Source organism: Sphingobacterium alkalisoli, assembly GCF_005049105.1.
Lineage (GTDB): Bacteria > Bacteroidota > Bacteroidia > Sphingobacteriales > Sphingobacteriaceae > Sphingobacterium > Sphingobacterium alkalisoli.
This window is the reverse complement of the sequence record NZ_SUKA01000008.1, coordinates 130,575-150,948: the sequence shown is the minus strand read 5'-3', so window position 1 is coordinate 150,948 and position 20,374 is coordinate 130,575. Positions and strand designations below refer to the sequence as shown.

The window sequence follows — 20,374 nt, the reverse complement described above, 5'->3', positions numbered from 1 at the left end:
ATTTTTAATCTGTATTATTAAAAAACAACTTTTTAAGTCTTTGTAGACATTTATATTTCTGTGTCTTGGCATTATCCGTATTGGTATAGCCAAACTTTTCACAGATAGCCTGCATAGACAGGTTCGCAATATAAAAGTCGTTCAAAATGGTTTTACAGGGCTCCCCCAGCTGCTCTAACGAGCTTTCCATTTGTGTAAACTTAGTTTCAATGTCTACATGCCTTTCGATATCTTCTTCAACATGAAGGATGTCTTCATAATCAGAAATGTCTGAGGTATTAGTAGAAGCTCCTTTTCGATTAAGCTGCTTTAACCATAACCTCCTACTAACGGCATATAAAAATGTCTTTAGTTTACTTTTTAACTCAAAATCTTGTTGAGTAACACGGTCATACAATACCATTACCGCCTCTTGAAAGATATCTTTCGCTTCCTCGTTCGAACCGTTATTATTGATTATCATACGAGCAACAGAAGGAAAGAAATGCGCATAAATCGTATTTATAGCTTTACTTTCACCTTTTGCGACTCCCTCGATGATCTCAAGGTCCGATATCTCTTTTGGTAATATCTGTCTTATCTTACTCACTTATTAATACCTTAAAATTCAAATAGTAACCCTGATTTGTTAAATTTTAATTTAAGAAAATTCCTGAATCAAACGTAGGAGTTATTTTGGATATATAAGATATAAAATCGAAAATTTTCAATAACTGATTGCTGCTGCCCTTTGTATCTTTTTTAATATAAGTATTTTACGCAATCGAATGATTGAAGTAAGGGTATTGTAGTTATGCTTATTGCTTTTATTTTTGCAATCTACCATGTATTTTAATTATTGAATATGATACGATCCATACCTAAACGAATAACGCTTCTAATCGCAACATTATTGCCGATGTCGTTTTCAGTACATGCACAACAGGTAGCTTCATCAATAGCAGGTTTTCGGTATGGAAGAGAGGTGGCTCCTTCTGGTAAGGAATGGGAATCTCCTGAAGATTTATCCTTGAATAAAGAACAACCCCAAGCTTATTTTTTCTCGTTCGAAGATGTCGCGCATGCACGCAAAGTATTGCCTGAAAATAGTAAATATTGGATTTCACTTAATGGAACCTGGAAATTTAACTGGGTAAAAACTCCCGAAGAACGTCCGAAAAATTTCTATGATCCAAAACAGGATGTCTCTTCTTGGGATGATGTGCCAGTGCCAATGAATTGGAATATTCTCGGTATCCAAAAAGATGCGTCATTGAAATACGGCGTACCTATTTATGTTAATCAGCCTGTGATATTTCAACATAGCGTAAAAGTTGACGATTGGCGCGGGGGCGTAATGCGAACACCACCGGCACATTGGACGACCTATAGCTATCGGAATGAAGTGGGATCATATCGGCGTACTTTTTCCGTTCCTTCTTCTTGGGATGGGCGGGCTATATTCGTCAATTTCGACGGCGTAGATTCTTTTTTCTACCTATGGATAAATGGCAAGTATGTCGGGTTTTCTAAGAATTCCCGAAATGTGGCATCGTTCGATATTACGCCGTATCTAACTAACAACGGAGAAAATACAATTGCGGTAGAAGTATATCGTAATTCTGACGCCTCCTTTCTGGAAGCACAGGACATGTTCCGACTTCCCGGTATATTCCGTACAGTTTCCCTTACCTCAAAACCTAAAATTCATGTTCGGGATCTGATCGCTATCCCTGATCTGGATGCGAATTATGAAAATGGATCATTACAGATCAAAGCGGATATCCGAAACCTAGATAAGAAGGACGCAAAAGATTATAAAATGATATACAGTCTTTATGCAAATGAATTGTATGGTGATAATAATGCCGTCGTAGGATCAGCTGCTGCTGTCGCTACAGCGAAGATAATAAAAGCCGGAAGTTCTACTTCCTCAGAAGTAATATTCCCGCTTAGCTCTCCCCATAAATGGTCGGCAGAGCGTCCGTACCGCTATACTTTGGTCGGCGAACTGAAAGATAATAAAAACCGTACGATAGAGACCGTTTCGGTGGTTGTTGGGTTCCGGAAAGTAGAGATTAAAGATACTAAGGCTGAAGACGACGAATTTGGACTGGCAGGCCGCTATTTTTATATCAATGGTAAAGCGGTGAAGTTGAAAGGAGTAAATCGCCATGAAACAAATCCGGAAACGGGCAAGGTCATCTCTCGTGAACAAATGGAGAACGAAATCAAGTTGATGAAGCGGGCTAACATTAACCACGTACGAAATTCGCATTATCCCGATGATCCATATTGGTACTACTTGTGTAACAAGTACGGTATCTACTTGGAAGATGAGGCAAATATAGAAAGTCATCAATATTACTACGGAGATGCATCTCTCTCGCACCCGGTAGAGTGGCGGAATGCACATGTCGCGCGAAATGTCGAGATGGTGCATGCAACAATCAACGATCCGTCGGTAGTTATATGGTCTTTAGGTAATGAAGCTGGTCCGGGAAAGAATTTTGTAGCAGCCTATGAGGCGATCAAACAGATTGATACATCGCGCCCCGTGCAGTATGAACGTAATAATAGTATTGTCGATATGGGGTCGAATCAATACCCCTCAATCGATTGGGTACGTGGAGCGGTGAAAGGGACCTATAAGATCAAATATCCCTTTCATATTTCGGAATACGCGCATTCGATGGGTAACGCAGCGGGAAATCTAGTTGACTATTGGGAAGCTATTGAATCGACAAATTACTTTATGGGTGGAGCAATCTGGGATTGGATCGACCAATCAATGTATTATTATGATAAGGCGACGGGCGAAAAGTACCTGGCATATGGGGGAGATTTTGGCGACAAACCGAATGACGGTACGTTTGTGATGAACGGACTCCTATTCGCAGATATGACCCCGAAGCCGCAGTACTACGAGGTGAAAAAGGTATATCAAAATGTTGGTGTGCGTGCTGTGGATATAAAACAAGGGAAGATAGAGATCTTCAACAAAAACTATTTCGTTGCACTCAGTGGCTACACTCTTCAATGGTCATTGTATAAGGATGGTGTCGAAATAGAGAAAAGCACAACTTTCTCGGCGAATGGTAATTTGGCTGGAGCTCGTGAAAGAAAGTTATACACTGTTCCTTTTGATTTTTCGAATTTAGATCCGCAATCTGAATACTTTCTGAAAATACAGTTTTTATTGGCCGAGGATAAGTTTTGGGCTAAGAAAGGTTTTGTACAAATGGAAGAACAGTTGCTCGTGAAAGAGGCGGAGAATAAGCCACTAATCTCTGCTGTAGCTGAAGGAGGTAAACTCCAAGCTAATGCCGAAGGTGATTTCAAAAGAATTGAAGGAGATGAGTTTGTAGTGAAATTTGATACACGGACCGGTACGATTTATAGCTTGACGTACGGTAAAGAACAAATTATCCGAGATGGGGAAGGGCCTAAATTGGACGCGCTAAGAGCACCTTTGGATAATGACAACTGGGCTTATCAACAATGGTTTGAAAAAGGTCTCCACAATCTGAAACATAAAGCACTTTCTACAAAGATGTATACGAAACCCGATGGCGCTGTGGTTTTGTCGTTCACCGTCGAATCTCAGGCGCCGAATGGTGCAACTATACGTGGAGGAAGCTCCGGAACCTACACGATTATAGAACAAACCGATAGGACATTTGATGGTGGGGATTTTAAATTCACAGCCACTCAGATCTGGACTGTTTATCGCGATGGATCTATTGAGCTGCAATCCAGTATTACTTCTAATAATGCTGCTTTGGTATTGCCTCATATTGGTTATACACTGCAAGTTCCAGAGAAATATGGCAATTTTCAGTATTACGGACGTGGGCCAATAAATAACTATGCCGATCGTAAAACTGCGCAATGCGTAGAACTGCATAAGAGTACGGTGAGGGATCAATACGTGGCCTGGCCTAGTCCACAAAGTACAGGGAATAGGGAGGAAGTACGTTGGAGTTCGTTGACAGACGATTTGGGTAATGGTGCCATTTTTATTGCCAACAAGCAGATGGCGACTTCAGCATTACCATGGAGTGAATTGGAAATGACATTAGCTCCTCATACTTATCAGTTGCCAAAAAGCTCAGGTACCCATTTATACTTAAATGCCGCCGTAACAGGGTTAGGAGGCAATAGCTGCGGTCAGGGTCCTCCTTTGGCAAAAGACCGGGTAAAAGCGGACACACACATGTTTGGGTTTATTATCCGACCGGTTAAAAGAAATGATTTTATGGATAAAGCCGGTGTGTCCCCAGCTGGTGATAAACCATTGACAATATCACGTAGTCGTACAGGAGATGTTCGTATTGCCGCAGAAAAGGATGATGCGGAAATCTATTATACTCTAGGTGGTGATCAGCCACGCCTCTATACCGCACCATTTAATTTACGAAACGGGGGCACAGTTACAGCGTGGTTTAAGAAGAATGAAGCATCAGCTGTTTCCTTTGATTTTGAGAAGATAGAGCGTATTCCAATAGAGGTCGTTTTCTCTTCGAGTGAAGAAAGAGGAGAGGGGAATGCTTCGCATTTGGTTGACGGCGATTTGTCGACGATATGGCATACGATGTACTCGGTAACGGTAGCACAATACCCCCATTGGGTGGATTTTGATGCTGGTGATGTGAAAACAATTAAAGGATTTACGTATACGCCGAGACAGAACGGGCCTAATGGTAATATCAAAGAATATAAACTGTATGTAAGTGCCGATGGGGAAAATTGGGGTGATCCGGTTAAAGAAGGACGTTTTGAAAATAATCCGAAACCTAAATCTGTTGTGCTGGACAAATCTGTTAAAGGACGTTTTATTCGATTTACCGCGTTAAGTTCGCAAAACGGACAAGACTTTGCATCGGGAGCCGAATTCACAGTTATGGCTGAATAAAAGCGGACATATATTGCTGCTATTTCAAGTTTGAAAATTCGTGGCAATTGTCTAGCTTCGCAAAGATGTCTACACGTAATCGCATATATTTTGCTTCAGATTTCCATTTAGGGTCACATCCGGACGAATCTTCTAAACAAAGAGAGCGCGCTATCGTATCCTGGTTAGATTCGATTAAGTCTGATGCGGTGGAATTGTATCTAGTGGGTGATATTTTTGACTTTTGGTTTGAATATGCGACAGTCGTTCCGAAAGGTTATATCCGTTTCTTGGGAAAGTTGGCCGAGTTGGCCGATTTAGGTGTTAAAATTACGTTCTTTAAAGGCAATCACGATATGTGGATGTTTGGGTATTTGGAGGAGGAGTTAGGAGCGACTATTATTTCGGATGAACTGGAATTAAACCTCAACGGGAAGAGTTTCTATATTCACCACGGTGACGGACTGGGGCCTGGCGACCGCAAATATAAGTTCCTGAAAAAAATCTTTCGAAGTAAAGTCTGTCAATGGCTTTTTGCGCGACTTCACCCTAATTTAGGAATCGGAATAGCACAGCGCTGGTCTAAGCACAGCAGAGCTGCTAGCAACACAGAGGAAAAATTTCTAGGAGAGGAAAACGAATGGCTTATTCAGTATGGGAAAGAACTGCTCACAAGAAAGCATTACGATTACCTGATTTTTGGGCATCGCCATTTTCCGTATGACATTAAATTAAGTGATAGGACTCAAATCATTAATTTAGGGGAGTGGATTACCTATTCAACCTATGCCGTATGGGATGGGGAAGAATTACGAATGATGAATTACGAATGGAGAATTAAGAATTAGGAGAAGTCGTGAGAAAACAATTCGTAATTACCAAACTATGAGAAGTGATAATGTAGTTCAGGTTAAGAGTTATGCTTTTGCGGTTAGAATTGTAAAGGTATATCAATTTTTATCAAACGATAGGAAAGAGTTTGTATTGAGCAAACAGCTTTTACGTAGCGGTACTTCTATTGGAGCTAATATTGAGGAAGCTATCGGTGGACAATCTGGTAAGGATTTTTATGCTAAATTGACCATAGCGTATAAAGAAGCGAGAGAAACACATTATTGGATTAGGATATTAAGAGATACCGCCTATTTATCGAAAGAACAAAGCGAAAGTTTATTGGATGACATAACCGAACTGTTGAAAATTATAGGCTCTATTCAGAAAACGATTCGTAATTCGTAATTTTAGAATTCGTAATTATATATGCTATGAATTGGATTATACTAATTGTTGCAGGTTTATTTGAAGTGGGTTTTACGACCTGTCTTGGTAAAGCCAAAGAAAGTTCGGGTTCAATAATGTATCTGTGGTATGGAGGATTTATTATATCTCTATTTATCAGTATGGCTTTATTGATCAAAGCGACCCAGACGTTACCGCTAGGGACAGCTTATGCCATCTGGACGGGAATCGGCGCTGTAGGAACGGTATTGATGGGGATAATTTTCTTCAAAGAGCCTGCGGACTTCTGGAGAGTATTTTTTATTTTTACTTTAATAGCCTCTATTGTGGGACTGAAAGTTGTTTCAAGCCATTAGAAATTACTTCTTTCTATAACATAAATTTTTAAGTACTTTTGTGCTCTCTAATGGGCTTATATGCCCCCTAGTTAAAGTATTATGTTAGAAAAATTACAAGCCATTAAAGAAAGATGGGAAGAGGTGGAAGCTGAGTTAGGCAACCCAGAAGCCATCAACGATATGAAACGTTTTGCTAAATTAAATAAGGAATACAAAGACCTTGGCAAAATCGTAGATCAATACCACATCTATAAAAATATAGTTAGTAACATCGATTCAAATAAAGATATCCTTTCTAACGAAAAAGATCAGGAATTGCGGGAGATGGCAAAAGAAGAGCAAGATCTTCTTTATGTTCAAAAAGAGGAAAAAGAAGCAGAGATACGCTTGATGCTTATTCCTAAAGATCCAGAAGATGCTAAGAATGCAATAATTGAAATTCGTGGCGGTACAGGAGGCGATGAGGCTGCTTTATTTGCTGGCGATCTCTATCGCATGTATACGCGTTTTTTCGAGACTAAAGGATGGCGTAATGAAGTGATGGATGTTACTGAAGGTACCTCTGGCGGTTACAAAGAGGTAATCTTGAAGGTGATCGGTGACGATGTGTACGGGCAATTAAAATATGAATCAGGAGTACACCGTGTACAACGCGTTCCGGATACAGAAACGCAAGGTCGGGTACATACCTCTGCCGCTTCAGTAGCTGTTTTGCCTGAAGCTGAAGAAGTAGATGTGGAAATCAATCCTGCTGATGTTGAATTGCAGACTTCCCGTTCTGGTGGAGCTGGTGGGCAGAATGTCAATAAGGTCGAAACTAAGGTACAATTGACGCACAAACCTTCCGGAATAGTGGTCGTTTGTCAAGTTGAACGCTCGCAATTAGCAAATCGTGAATTAGCAATGGAAATGCTCCGTACTAAGCTTTATGAAATAGAGTTAAACAAAAAGAATGGCGATATTGCTGCCCGAAGAAAAACATTAGTTTCGACCGGAGACCGTTCGGCTAAAATACGTACTTATAATTTTCCTCAAGGTAGATTTACAGAGCACAGAATTGGATTAACTACGTACAATTTGCCGGCCATTTTGGACGGTGATATTCAGGATATTATCGATGCATTGCAGTTTGCGGAGAATGCAGAAAAGATGAAAGACGGTACCGTAGACTAAGATTTTTTCAAAAAAATTTAGGTTTATTGGAAAATAGCGCTATATTTGCACACCTTCTAACAAGAAGGATTGAGGTTTGGTAGTTCAGCTGGTTAGAATACATGCCTGTCACGCATGGGGTCGCGGGTTCGAGTCCCGTCCAGACCGCTTCAAAAAGAGAAAGATTTATCTTTCAAACGCTCTTAAAAAGATTAAAAGGATTTTAGGTCTGGTAGTTCAGCTGGTTAGAATACATGCCTGTCACGCATGGGGTCGCGGGTTCGAGTCCCGTCCAGACCGCCATTTCTTTTTAAAATTAAACCTTAGGTCTGGTAGTTCAGCTGGTTAGAATACATGCCTGTCACGCATGGGGTCGCGGGTTCGAGTCCCGTCCAGACCGCTTCAAAAAAGGATATCCTCAGAAGGATATCCTTTTTTAGTTATATCCTAAAAAAAACTCCTATCTTGTCGTATCAAGTGTTAGAATATGAATAAATCAATTAGTATTATGCTATTGTCAGTATTGACGATCGCGGGATGCGGACAGCAAGGGCAAAAAAGTATCGAAGTGAACAAGGAAATTAAACTGAAACCATACCCACAGACAGAGACAGTAGATGTAAAAGATGATTACTTCGGAACCGTTGTAGACGATCCATATCGTTGGTTAGAGGATGACTTATCTGATGATACAAAAAAATGGGTAACTGCCCAAAACGAAGTAACACAGGATTATTTAGGACAGATTCCATTTCGCGAAGCTATTTATAAACGCTTGGAAAGTTTGTGGAATTACGAGAAAGTTGGCGCTCCGATTAAAGAGGGCGACTATATCTATTTTTATAAAAATGACGGGCTTCAGAATCAATATGTACTCTGGCGTAAAAAAGGCGATGATGGAAAAGAAGAGGTTTTTTTAGATCCAAACAAGTTTTCGGAGGGTGGTACAAGCTCATTAGCCGATATTTCATTCTCTAAGGATGGTTCGTTGGTAGCCTATCAGATTTCGGAAGGTGGGTCTGACTGGACAAAGGTTGTCGTTTTGAAGACGGAAGATAAATCTGTTGTCGGAGAGGCACTGGTAGATGTGAAGTTCTCGGGACTAGCTTGGAGAGGTAATGAGGGGATTTATTATAGCAGTTATGATAAACCCAAAGAAGGCTCGGCGTTATCGGCGATGACCGATCAACATAAGCTCTATTTCCATAGACTAAATACACCGCAGATAGAAGACGAACTGGTATTTGGTGGCTCAGAAACACCGCGTCGCTACATCAGTGCCAGCTTAACGGAAGATGAACGTTATCTGGTAGTGTCGGCAGCGAATACCACCTCCGGCAACGAACTATATATTAAAGATCTCTCCTCCTCTAACACCGCATTCGTAACAGTGGTGGGCGATATGGACAAAAATCATGAAATCATCGATAACGATGGATCTAGATTATTTATTTACACGGAACTGGATGCACCCAATGGACGTGTAGTAACGGTTGATGCCGCCAATCCACAACCGGAAAATTGGCAAACATTGATTGCCGAAACCGAACAGTCGCTATCGCCTACAACCGGTGGAGGTAAGATATTTGCGAATTACCTGAAGGACGCAACTTCGCTGGTAAAACAATACGACCGAAACGGGACGCTAGAACGGGAAATCGAGCTGCCCGGTATAGGTTCTGCAGGTGGATTCAGTGCGAAAGTGAAAGATAAAGATTTATATTATTCTTTTACGAATTACGTTAATCCGGTTACGATCTATAAATATGATATGGCATCCGGAAAATCAGAAATTTATAAAAAATCAGCAATCAATTTTGACCCTTCCCGGTATGAGTCCAAGCAAGTGTTTTACACCTCTAAGGACGGAACGAAAATACCGATGATCATTACCTATAAGAAAGATATTAAATTAGACGGTACCAATCCTACTGTGTTGTATGGCTATGGTGGATTCAATATAAGCTTGACACCGTCTTTTTCTACCGGTAATATCATTCTGTTGGAACAAGGTGGCGTACATGCCGTGGCAAACCTTCGAGGGGGAGGAGAGTATGGCGAGCATTGGCATCTTGCCGGTGTGCAGATGAATAAGCAAAACGTATTTGACGATTTTATCGCTGCTGCCGAATACTTGATCGGCCAGAAATATACCTCTTCGGAACGGTTGGCTATTGCGGGTGGATCAAATGGTGGATTATTAGTGGGAGCATGTATCACGCAAAGACCGGAATTGTTTAAAGTGGCATTCCCTGCTGTTGGTGTGCTGGATATGCTACGGTATCATAAATTTACAGCAGGTGCAGGATGGGCATTTGACTATGGAACAGCGGATGATAGTAAGGAGATGTTTGAATATCTATATAAGTATTCGCCCTACCATGCGTTGAAACCAAATATAGCTTACCCTGCTACGATGGTGACCACTGCGGACCATGACGACCGTGTTGTGCCCGCTCATTCGTTTAAATTTGCGGCACGTCTTCAAGAGTATCATATAGGACCGAATCCAGTTCTTATTCGTGTCGATACCAAGGCTGGACACGGAGCGGGTAAATCTACTGCCATGGTTATCGCCGAACAAGTGGATAAATGGTCTTTTATGTTTCAGACTATGGGCATTGATTATAGAGCGTATTAGTGTTCTGAAGCAGATGTATATTTATATATGATTGATAAATTAATTTCCCATATCAATGGAATCTGCCTTTTAACGGGAGATGAAATAGAAATCGTGAAAGAACTGGTTCGAGAGAAAAAAGTTCCACGTAAGCAATTTGTGCATAGGGCTGGAGAAGTAGCGCAATATTCTGCTTTTGTATTAGAAGGCTGCTTGCGCTCGTATATTGTAGATCAAAATGGGTTGGAGCATGTTTTACAATTTGCTCCTGAAAATTGGTGGATTTCGGATATGTATAGTTTTGTGAAACAAAAACCAAGTGACTTGAATATTGATGCGCTATTGGATTCTAACGTATTGATTTTAAGTCGGGATTGTCAACTCCGAATTTTCGATCGAATTCCAAAACTAGAACGTTATTTTCGAATACTAACTGAAAATGCGTTAGCCAGTAGCAACCATAGGACGTTGGACTACCTGAGCCTTCCAGCGAAAGTACGTTATCAAAAATTCTGTGACCTCTATCCCACATTGATTAATACATTGCCACAGAAACAAATTGCCTCCTATATCGGTATTACACCGGAGTTTCTAAGTAAGCTGCGAAGTGAGCGGAGCTAGGCTCTTATTTCTTAATATAGCTTAAGAAATAGGAACCTAAATTCCTATATTTTTGTGTGTAAACAATTGAAAGGAATAATATGAAGACAGTAGTTCACAGAGCGGATACAAGAGGACATGCAGATCACGGATGGTTGAAGAGTTTCCATAGTTTTAGTTTTGGTGGATATTATAACCCAGATAGGGTACATTTTGGCGCGTTACGTGTTTTAAATGACGATAGCGTATCTGGAGGAAATGGATTTGGTGCACATCCGCACGACAACATGGAAATTATTTCGATACCGCTGGAAGGGGCGCTACAGCATCAAGACAGCATCGGTAACAAAGGCGTAATTCGTACAGGCGAGATTCAAGTAATGAGCGCGGGAACGGGTATTCAGCATAGCGAATATAATGCCGATACCGATGAAGCGGTTAAGTTTTTACAGATATGGTTATTTCCTAATGCACGTAATGTAACACCGCGATACGATCAGCAGACGATCCCGACGGAAGGACGTAATAATAGTTTTCAGCAGATTTTGTCTCCAGATAAAGGGGATGAGGGCGTTTGGATTCATCAAGACGCTTGGTTTCATTTGGCAGATCTCAGTGAAGGGTCGGAAATTACTTACACCTTAAAAAATCCAGAAAATGGCGTATACATCTTTGTATTGGAAGGAGAGCTCTCCGCGAATCGCGAAGATTTGAAAAGAAGAGATGGACTTGGAATTTGGGAAGTGCAGCAGGTTAATTTTAGAGCTATCACCCAGTCTTCCATATTGGTCATGGAAGTTCCGATGCTTCAATAGTCTATATTTAGAAAGGCACTGGCAACGGTCCTTTCTAAATATATAACTGTCATCTTATAGTATGTTTTGCTGTTTTAGTGGTATGAAGCGTAGGTAAAGTATTATTTTTGCTCCTTAAATGTCATTTCTATAGTGGATAAACTGTTTTTATTCGTATTTCTTAGCTACCTATCTGTATCGTTTGCACAGCAACCTGTTGATTCTACACTCAACAACATGTTCAAAGGTGATAATTTCACACAAAGAAATGGGGGTATTACTTATGGATATTTAAAAAATAAGCTATATACAGACGGAGCAAAAGAACTTAATAGTATAACAATCAATTATTCTATTCGGGACACATTCGCTCAACAGATGGATTCTATGCGGGCGAAGCATTTTTGGAGGGCAGGAACGGAGTGGTTTTTAGCGCAGGCTGTTCCGGCATCATTCAATAGATTTATTACACGCGATCCATATTCTTATATTTCGTTTAAAAATTTTATCAACCACCAACGTTTCAGCGCATGGGATTGGGATGATAATGAATTCACGACCAACCAAATCGATCATCCCTATCACGGTCAACTGTATTTTAATGCTTTTCGAAGTAATGGATATAATTTTTACCAATCGGGTGTTGCCACTGTATTGGGATCTTACATTTGGGAAACAGCGGGTGAAACGCAGCACCCTTCTATTAATGATCTCGTAAATACAACTTTCGGAGGAATTATTTTGGGAGAGATGACACATCGGGTTTCGCGGAATATATTGGCAAGAGGTAAATATGGAAATCGAATTGGAAATGAAATAGTGGCTTTCATCGTCAATCCTGTGAATGGTCTTAATCGACTATTAGACGGTAAATGGGGGAAAGTTGATACGTACAATTCAGCAGATTCATCAATCATCAGTGCAGAAATAGATGCTGGTGTAAGACGACATGATGCGCGGGAAGGTGATTTCCTAACAAAAGGGAAAAATACATTTTACGCCCGTTTACGTTTTCAGTATAGTAATGGAGCGCACAATTACAAAAGACCGTTTGACCAATTTTTTGTCAACTTTGAAGTCGGAGACGGAGATAGCACATTTATTAATGCCGTAAATGTTCATGCGCTAGTGTATGGTGCGGAATTCTTTAAAAGTAAAAAAAGTAGTCATTTTGGAACGTTGAATGCACATTACGATTTCTATAATAACGACGCTTTCTTTTATGGAGCACAGAGTCTTAATTATAATTGGGTCTCTGAATTTAGATATAAGAAAGATAATAGATTCAATATGAGTGCAGGGGCAGGTGCTGTGGCCTTAGCAGCCGTTCCTGATCCGTACCTGCTTTACGGAGCAAGTCGTAACTACAATTACGGGTCGGGTTTAAGCTATCGTTATCGTGGTGAATTGAGCTTATTGAATCGACTGATGTTGATAGCAGATTACAATGGTGCATTATTGTATACCATTAGCGGGAATGATTCGCAGTATGTATTGCACGCGGGTACAATAGAAGCAAGTCTACGAATTTTTAAAAGATTTTCACTGAATGCAAGCTCGGGATATTTTTCCTTACAGGGAAATTTTGATGATCCTCAATACGCTGATTTTCACCGTGAATTTCCGTTTGGTAGAATCTCTGTTGGTTACAATGTCCGGTTCTAGAATTTGATTATTTTTATTCACCACTCACCGAAGATCCACCCATCACGATACCAATCCACACTATAGCTAGTGTTTTCTCCTGCAATTATATAACTAAGTTGATTATTTGAGGCCTCTTGGATACGGATTCTGATGAAAAAGAAGAGATCTTAAAGTGGAATAATAAAAATTCCCCCAAATAGCATGTGGCTTTTTAGGGGAATTGCGCTGTTGTAGTAACTGTTTTATGTACCGAAATGAATCTCGATTATTTATCTAGTTTTTCAAATTTATCGTAATCGATTTTTTTAGATTTTATTTTAACCGTTGATTTTAATTTGTCAAATACTTTTAATGCCTTTACTTCTTCAAATAAGCGATTTGCTTGTTCGCGATCTGATAATAACTGAAGAGCAAACTGACCTAATTGCTCATCAGTAGGTTCTTCGTTCATGTTATACATTTTGATTTGCGAATAGATACGCTCCTTTGCCAAATCAACCACTTCGTCGTATTTTACTTCAAGCTTATTCGCTGTTACGACTCGATTCTCGATGATAGTCCATTTTAAATTGCTAACGAAGTCTGCAAAACCTTCTTCGATCTCCTGCTCGGAAAGATTGGGATTAGTTGCTTTTAACCATTTTTTCAAGAACGTCTCAGGAAATTTAGCATCAGCTTTATCCATTCCAAACGTATACATATCATTACGTAACTTTTGAGTAGAATTTTGTTTGAATAGGCCTTCTACCTCTTCTGTTACTTTTGCGTTAAATTGTTCTTCTGTCGTAACTTCGCCAGCAGGGAATAGTTTGTCGAAGAATTCTTGGTTTAAATCAGATTCTTCAAGACGGTTGATATTCTTAACAGTCAGTTCAAACTTAGTTACATCTAAATTTTCCGCTTGATCTTCCGTGATCTCCAAAATACGGGCTAAGTCTGCAACGTTAAATGCTTTTTTTACATCTATCTTCACCTTATCATCTTTTTTAAGACCGGTCAGAGATTTTTTGATTTTTGTATCTACGATGATATCGGTACGGATAGAAGCTGTTTTCTCAATTCCTTCTTCCTTATTTTGTTTCAAAGCAGCGTATAAAACGTCGCCTTCAGCAGAAACTTCGGGATTCGTCATTTTACCATAACTGCGGCGTAAGTTTTTGATACGCTCTTGTAAGGTAGCATCGTCGGCTTTAATGTCGTATTCTATAAATTCAGTATCTGCAGTGAAAGGAACTTCAAAGTTGGGCGCTAAGCCGATCTCATACGTGAATTTGAATGTATCTTTAAAATCCCAACTATAAGTTGTTTCAGCGTCTTCTTCTTTAGGAAGAGGTTGGCCTAATACTTCTAAGTTTTGTTCACCGATATATTCAGAGATTTTAGTGTTAATAATGCGATTGACTTCGTCAAATAAAATGGATTTACCGTAAGTACGTCTGATATGACCAGCAGGTACCAATCCAGGGCGGAATCCAGGTAATTTTGCTTTTTTCGCTTGATCTTTGATGGCTTTGTCAACCGTGGGGTTATAATCTTCTGGTGTTAACTCAACTATAATGTTTGCGTTGATGTCATCGATTTTTTCGTGTGAAATATTCATACTCTTCTTAGCGTTATTTTTCGCATTATAATAAAAAATCCTCCCGATGTCTTTGTGTTCGGGAGGATATCAAGTGCGGAAGAAGGGACTCGAACCCCCACGCCTTGCGGCGCCAGATCCTAAGTCTGGTGCGGCTACCAATTACGCCACTTCCGCAGTTAGGATTTCTTTTGTGCCACAAAGATAGAAACGTTTACTATATCTGTCAAGTCTTTTTTGATTATTTTTTCGAAAAATAAAAAATATAAATTTTCTCTTGCGTAAGTAGTTATTATTCTTTTACTTTGGAAAACAAAGTACTTTTATGAATCAGCAGGACATTATAAAAGAAATAGGACAAATTCGCTCAATTATGGAAAAGTCGAGCAAATTTATTTCCATCAGCGGCTTATCGGGGGTGCTCATTGGCACATATGCTTTAATTGGTGCAGCATTAGCTTATCTAACTGTATATGGTTTTAAAAGTCAATTTGGGTATCGTGATTACTTTGTCACCGATGAGATCGTTATTGTTAAGCTGCTCGTAATTGCACTAACTGTCTTGTTCGTTTCTATTGTTACAGGGGTATTAATGGCTAGGCGTAAAGCGAAGCGGATAAATCAGTCGATATGGAATGCCGCAAGCCGTTCTTTATTGTTTGCTGTAGCTGTGCCGTTGATGACAGGAGGAATCTTTTCGCTGATGGTATTTGCCAGAGGATACTACGGATTATTAGCATCTTCTTTATTGATTTTTTACGGATTAGCATTAGCTGCGGCGAGTAACTTTACATTTAAGGAAGTAAAATGGCTAGGTATTTTTGAAATCATTTTAGGTCTTCTCGCACTGGCATGTCCGGGATATGGGTTGTGGTTTTGGGCATTTGGATTTGGCGTGTTACATATTATCTATGGTTTGATTGTCTATAAAAAATACGAATAGTGGGCTTGGATTTTTCATTGTATGACAAAGTATTGGAGAATAGAATACGCCTTCAGATCATGAGCATATTGGTCGCCAATGAGGAATACGACTTTAATTCGCTGAAGGATGTGTTGGACGTAACAGATGGAAATCTAGCCTCTAACCTGAAAAGCTTAGAAAAAGAGGGATATCTAACCGTGTTCAAGAGTTTTGTTGATCGAAAATCCAATACACGTTACCGAAGGACGGAGAAAGGGCAACGGTCATTTGAAAACCACTTAAAAGCCTTGGAAAATTTAATAAAACAACAGCACAAATAATTTTTTTAACTATATACTTTGAAATTCAAAGTTCTTTTAAATCGTTTTAATATGCGAGGTTTACGTTTGAAATTTATGTTACACTTATACGGCTGGTCATCCCGGGTGTATGCCAATGCGTTTAAAATCAATAAGAAAGCGTGGGGGATAACTAAAGTCGAGTTCTTGTTTTACCCAGAGGGCACGTTAGGTAAGGCACTTGGGGAGTTTTATGCGCTATATGATTTTGACGTGATGCCGAAGTTGGAAAATCACGACGTGTTTCATATACTGACGAATACGGGCACAAAAATTCAGGACGAAATTGCAATGCAATATCTCTTATTCGGTAATGGGAAAAGGAGTCTATACTTATTTGCGATGATTTTTATCGGTGGATTGATTTTTCCGGAATATTTCCCCTGCTATATCCAGGCGTTTAAAAAGGGAAGAAATATGGCCTCTTTTTACGAAATCGAATTTAAAATGCTTTTAGGTCGTTCTGTTGAAGAACTACGCGCTTCTTTGGAATTGAAAACAAATTTAATCACAATAAAATAAATCACTATGGAAACTACTCCACACAACATGCCTCCACAATTACCTCCCAATGTACCCTCGTTTTGGGAAAAGATATTTAATTCTGTTCTTTTGAAATTGGGCGTCATTTTCTTTCTTATCTTATTGTTGCTTTTACCAATGTCGTTGGTAGATGACTTGATCAGAGAACGAAAATATAGAGAACAAGATGTGACTGCAGAAATTTCTTCCAAATGGGGAAGGGAACAGGTGATTTCGAGTCCAATATTAGCAATACCGTATGATTATGTACGAGAGACAACCGAAAGGGATGAAAAAGGGAAGGATAATATCATAAAAAGTATAGAGCAAGATTGGATATTTTTATTGCCTAATCAAGTCAATATCAAGACGAATGTAACCCCGGAATATCTGAAAAGAGGGATTTATCAATCTGTTGTATATAATGCGCAAGTTGAAATGGCTGGTGATTTTTCTGGCTTGGAACAGGAAAAGCTAGGGACTGACCTTAATAGTGTGCGTTGGAAAGATGCAAAGCTAGTTTTTGGTATCCGTGATCTTAAAGGATTATTGAGTTCTCCAACATTAACATGGGATACCACGATGATGGAAATAGGCACGTTCGAGAAAACGCTTCAACTCTTTGAAAGCAATCTAGTGGCAAATATACCGCTATCCGATATAGGGGATACCCAGAAATCTTTCTCCATAAAAATGGATTTAAGAGGATCAAAATCGTTGAATTATTTTCCCATTGCGAACCAAACTTCTATTTATGTTGCTGGAAGATGGAATAACCCCAGCTTTAACGGTGGGTATTTGCCTGAAGATCGAAGTGTAGAAGCCGATCAATTTAAAGCAACGTGGAAAATACCAAGTTTTAACAGAAGTTTACCTGCACAATGGGAAGGGAATCCAGGGCGACTATATTCATTTTCAGGTATTGACTTGAACGAAAGTAGATATTTCGCTCAGGATGAATTGCCTACCGAAATGAGTTCTGCCACAAATACTACTGGGTCTTTTACCCGATCTTCGGATGCGGATATGGTGCAGATCAATTTTTTACCGGAAGTAAATAACTATCAGAAAACAACACGGGTTGCGAAATACGGTATATTAGTTATCATTCTTACCTTTGCATCCTTATTCTTTACAGAAATTCTCAAAAAGCGACGAATTCATATTATCCAATATATTTTGATCGGTGTTGCTATGGTATTATTTTATTCTTTATTGTTAGCTATTTCAGAATATTTGAATTTCAACATTGCATATGTTCTGGCTGCGGTCGCTACCGTTGGGTTGATCACTTCTTTTATTAAATCGATTACAAAAGATCTTAAAATTGCATTACTTTTTGCCGGTATTCTATGCCTGTTTTACGGATTTATTTTTGTTTTAATGCAATTAAGAGATTATTCTTTAATTGTTGGGACTATTGGAATATTTATTATTTTAGCGGTATTGATGCGTGTATCAACCCGGATAAATTGGTATCAGTTTGATCGAAAATAAAAATGTGATGGATACTAGATGGTGCTATTTAAAAATGTATTTGACCGCGTTATGGATCATTAATAAGAGGTTTAGATGACGTAACAAAAAACACTCGGTTTTTATTATCTTGCAGCTTCAAAAAATGATTATGATGAGAAAATATACTGTTCTGGCAGTTGCGCTGATGCTGGCTTTAACATCTTTTGCGCAGCGTGCCCCGGAAAAGAAAATTGACAAATCCCTTATTACGAATAGGATGCAAAATTTTGGTAAAGAAGTTATGGGGCCTGAAAGATTGTGGGAACTAGGGCGGGTGTCTGCCGAAGGATTAACCCCTGATGGAAGGCAGCTGATTTATGGTGTTTCGAAATACAGCTTTGATGAAAATAAGTCGGAGAAAAACCTCTTCGTGGTTCCTGTAAAAGGGGGGGATTTCTTTCAATTCACTGCCGGAGATGGGGGCGAGTCGGTACTTCAGGTGAAAGATAATGGTGAGGTAATCTATTCCTATAAAAATCAATTGTGGCTTAAAAATATCAAGGGGGGGGAAGCAAAACAATTAACAAACGGAGAAGGTGGATTGGAGAATGTGAAATTTTCGCCTAACGGAAAACATATCCTCTTCAGCAAGGCTGTGTTGGTAAATATGAATCATAGTGTAGACAAGTATGCTGATCTATCAAAATCGAATGTGTACATCTACGATGATCTGGATTACCGGCACTGGGATTCATTTAATGATGGACGTTTTAATCATCCTTTTGTCGCAACTTACGATCAGGGTAAAATAGGTGAAGCAATAGACTTGTTAGCAGGAGAACCTTTTTACAGCCCGCAGGCTCCGTTTGGAGGAATCGAAGATTTCGCATGGTCGCCTGATGGAAACTCGGTTTTATATGTATGCAAAAAGAAATCTGGAAAGGAATATGCGAAAAGTACAGATACAGACATCTATCGTTATGATCTGATTTCGAGAAGAACAACAAACCTTACAGAAGGAATGGATGGGTATGATACCCACCCATTGTATAAGGCTGATGGACGGGTATTGGCTTGGCTGAGTATGAAAACCGATGGATACGAAGCAGATAAGAATGACATTATCCTTTGGGACGCCATCGCGGATATAAAGTTGAATTTAACCGCACATTGGGATGGAACTGTCAATACTTTTACCTGGAGTAAGGATAACCGAAAGATTTATTTTATAGCGCCCATACGAGGTACTTCGCAATTGTTTGAAATTAAAATTCCTTCCAATCTTAAAAATAAAGCACAACCTAAAATTGAGCAAATATCAGAGGGACAGTTTGATATTACTGGAATCGTAAGGGAAACAGAAGAGGGTCTAGTAGTGACGTCAACCACAATGACACGGGCAACGGAAGTTTATCTGTATAACCTCAAATCAAAAAAATTGAATCCGATCACTAAAGTGAATGATGAAGTTTATGCACAAATTGCTCCTACAAAAGTGGAAGGTCGATTTACAAAAGCTTCTGATGGGCAAGATCTATTTTCATGGGTTATTTATCCGCCTGATTTCGACCCAACGAAGAAATATCCTACATTATTGTATTGTCAGGGGGGACCTCAGGCAGCTACAACACAATCGTATTCTTTCCGGTGGAACTTCCAGTTAATGGCTTCACAAGGATATATTGTTATTGCACCTAATCGTAGAGGTATGCCGGGCTGGGGTGTAAAATGGAATGAAGATATCAGTAAAGACTGGGGTGGCCAGTCTATTCGTGATTATTTGTCTGCGATTGACGATCTGGCTAAAGAATCGTATATCGATAGAGATCGTATAGGTGCGGTTGGTGCAAGCTATGGTGGCTATTCGGTGTTTATGCTAGCGGGTGTACATGAGGGACGTTTTCGTTCATTTATTTCGCATTGTGGATTATTTGATATGACTTCTTGGTATGGTACCACAGAGGAGCTGTTTTTTGCCAATCATGATTTAGGTGGGCCATACTGGAATAAGGAAAATGAGAAAACCTATACGGAGTTTAATCCTATTAATCACGTGGCTAAGTGGGACACTCCCATATTGATTTTTCAAGGAGGAAAAGATTATCGTGTTCCAATTGGGCAAGGGTTGGAAGCTTTTCAGGCGGCTAGATTGAAAGATATCAAAAGTAGACTAGTATATCTTCCAGAGGAAAACCATTGGGTGCTTTCTGGTCATAACGCGCAGGTATGGCATCGCGAATTTTTCGGATGGTTGAAGGAAACATTGTAAAAAATCTTACCAAAAAAAAG

At 39.6% G+C, this 20,374-nt stretch carries 16 protein-coding genes and 4 tRNA genes; 17 read left to right on the top strand and 3 right to left on the bottom strand.

Annotated elements, in window-relative coordinates:
- Window positions 1–4: 4 nt before the first annotated feature.
- Window positions 5–589, bottom strand: coding sequence for an RNA polymerase sigma factor (locus FAZ19_RS20740; protein WP_136822677.1), 585 nt, complete (start codon window positions 587–589; stop codon window positions 5–7).
- 255 nt (window positions 590–844) lie between these two features.
- On the opposite strand from FAZ19_RS20740, the gene FAZ19_RS20735 reads away from it, so the two are divergent.
- From FAZ19_RS20735 to FAZ19_RS20680, 12 genes are all read left to right on the top strand, one after another.
- Entirely contained in the window at window positions 845–4,894 is a 4,050-nt protein-coding gene (locus tag FAZ19_RS20735) for a glycoside hydrolase family 2 TIM barrel-domain containing protein (protein ID WP_211245546.1), read from the top strand.
- A 65-nt stretch (window positions 4,895–4,959) separates the two neighbouring features.
- Complete coding sequence (locus tag FAZ19_RS20730; protein WP_136822676.1) at window positions 4,960–5,721, top strand: UDP-2,3-diacylglucosamine diphosphatase; 762 nt, start codon at window positions 4,960–4,962, stop codon at window positions 5,719–5,721.
- A gap of 37 nt (window positions 5,722–5,758) precedes the next feature.
- Complete coding sequence (locus FAZ19_RS20725) at window positions 5,759–6,112, top strand: four helix bundle protein (RefSeq protein ID WP_136822675.1); 354 nt, start codon at window positions 5,759–5,761, stop codon at window positions 6,110–6,112.
- Window positions 6,113–6,138: 26 nt separating this feature from the next.
- Window positions 6,139–6,468: a DMT family transporter gene (locus tag FAZ19_RS20720; RefSeq protein ID WP_136822674.1), complete on the top strand. Its 330-nt coding sequence runs from the start codon at window positions 6,139–6,141 to the stop codon at window positions 6,466–6,468.
- Between the two features lie 81 nt (window positions 6,469–6,549).
- A complete protein-coding gene (prfA, locus tag FAZ19_RS20715) occupies window positions 6,550–7,623 on the top strand; it encodes a peptide chain release factor 1 (RefSeq protein WP_136822673.1) in 1,074 nt (357 codons plus the stop codon).
- 73 nt (window positions 7,624–7,696) lie between these two features.
- Window positions 7,697–7,770: transfer RNA gene (locus FAZ19_RS20710), tRNA-Asp, on the top strand.
- Between the two features lie 58 nt (window positions 7,771–7,828).
- Window positions 7,829–7,905 (top strand) — tRNA-Asp (locus tag FAZ19_RS20705).
- Between the two features lie 23 nt (window positions 7,906–7,928).
- Window positions 7,929–8,002, top strand: a tRNA-Asp gene (locus tag FAZ19_RS20700).
- An 87-nt stretch (window positions 8,003–8,089) separates the two neighbouring features.
- Window positions 8,090–10,243 (top strand): prolyl oligopeptidase family serine peptidase, encoded by a 2,154-nt coding sequence (locus FAZ19_RS20695; RefSeq protein ID WP_136822672.1) that lies wholly within the window; start codon window positions 8,090–8,092, stop codon window positions 10,241–10,243.
- A gap of 27 nt (window positions 10,244–10,270) precedes the next feature.
- The gene (locus FAZ19_RS20690; RefSeq protein ID WP_136822671.1) at window positions 10,271–10,843 is read left to right on the top strand and encodes a Crp/Fnr family transcriptional regulator; all 573 of its coding nucleotides are present in this window, start codon (window positions 10,271–10,273) and stop codon (window positions 10,841–10,843) included.
- Window positions 10,844–10,923: 80 nt separating this feature from the next.
- Window positions 10,924–11,637: a pirin family protein gene (locus FAZ19_RS20685; protein ID WP_136822670.1), complete on the top strand. Its 714-nt coding sequence runs from the start codon at window positions 10,924–10,926 to the stop codon at window positions 11,635–11,637.
- A 132-nt stretch (window positions 11,638–11,769) separates the two neighbouring features.
- Entirely contained in the window at window positions 11,770–13,281 is a 1,512-nt protein-coding gene (locus FAZ19_RS20680) for a DUF3943 domain-containing protein (protein ID WP_136822669.1), read from the top strand.
- Window positions 13,282–13,528: 247 nt separating this feature from the next.
- Here FAZ19_RS20680 and FAZ19_RS20675 read toward each other — a convergent pair whose 3' ends face one another.
- Together FAZ19_RS20675 and FAZ19_RS20670 are read right to left on the bottom strand one after the other, a co-directional pair.
- Window positions 13,529–14,863, bottom strand: coding sequence for a trigger factor (locus FAZ19_RS20675; protein ID WP_136822668.1), 1,335 nt, complete (start codon window positions 14,861–14,863; stop codon window positions 13,529–13,531).
- 74 nt (window positions 14,864–14,937) lie between these two features.
- Window positions 14,938–15,019, bottom strand: a tRNA-Leu gene (locus tag FAZ19_RS20670).
- Window positions 15,020–15,167: 148 nt separating this feature from the next.
- Between FAZ19_RS20670 and FAZ19_RS20665 the strand changes: the two genes are divergently transcribed.
- From FAZ19_RS20665 to FAZ19_RS20645, 5 genes are all read left to right on the top strand, one after another.
- Window positions 15,168–15,785, top strand: coding sequence for a hypothetical protein (locus FAZ19_RS20665; protein ID WP_136822667.1), 618 nt, complete (start codon window positions 15,168–15,170; stop codon window positions 15,783–15,785).
- Window positions 15,785–16,087 (top strand): winged helix-turn-helix domain-containing protein, encoded by a 303-nt coding sequence (locus FAZ19_RS20660; protein WP_136822666.1) that lies wholly within the window; start codon window positions 15,785–15,787, stop codon window positions 16,085–16,087. The genes FAZ19_RS20665 and FAZ19_RS20660 overlap by 1 nt, the downstream gene beginning before the upstream one ends.
- A gap of 75 nt (window positions 16,088–16,162) precedes the next feature.
- A complete protein-coding gene (locus tag FAZ19_RS20655; protein ID WP_169305727.1) occupies window positions 16,163–16,627 on the top strand; it encodes a Coq4 family protein in 465 nt (154 codons plus the stop codon).
- A gap of 6 nt (window positions 16,628–16,633) precedes the next feature.
- Window positions 16,634–18,124, top strand: a complete 1,491-nt coding sequence (creD, locus tag FAZ19_RS20650; RefSeq protein ID WP_229707656.1) for a cell envelope integrity protein CreD — start codon at window positions 16,634–16,636, stop codon at window positions 18,122–18,124.
- Between the two features lie 130 nt (window positions 18,125–18,254).
- Window positions 18,255–20,354, top strand: coding sequence for a S9 family peptidase (locus tag FAZ19_RS20645; protein WP_229707657.1), 2,100 nt, complete (start codon window positions 18,255–18,257; stop codon window positions 20,352–20,354).
- The last annotated feature ends 20 nt before the right edge of the window (window positions 20,355–20,374 follow it).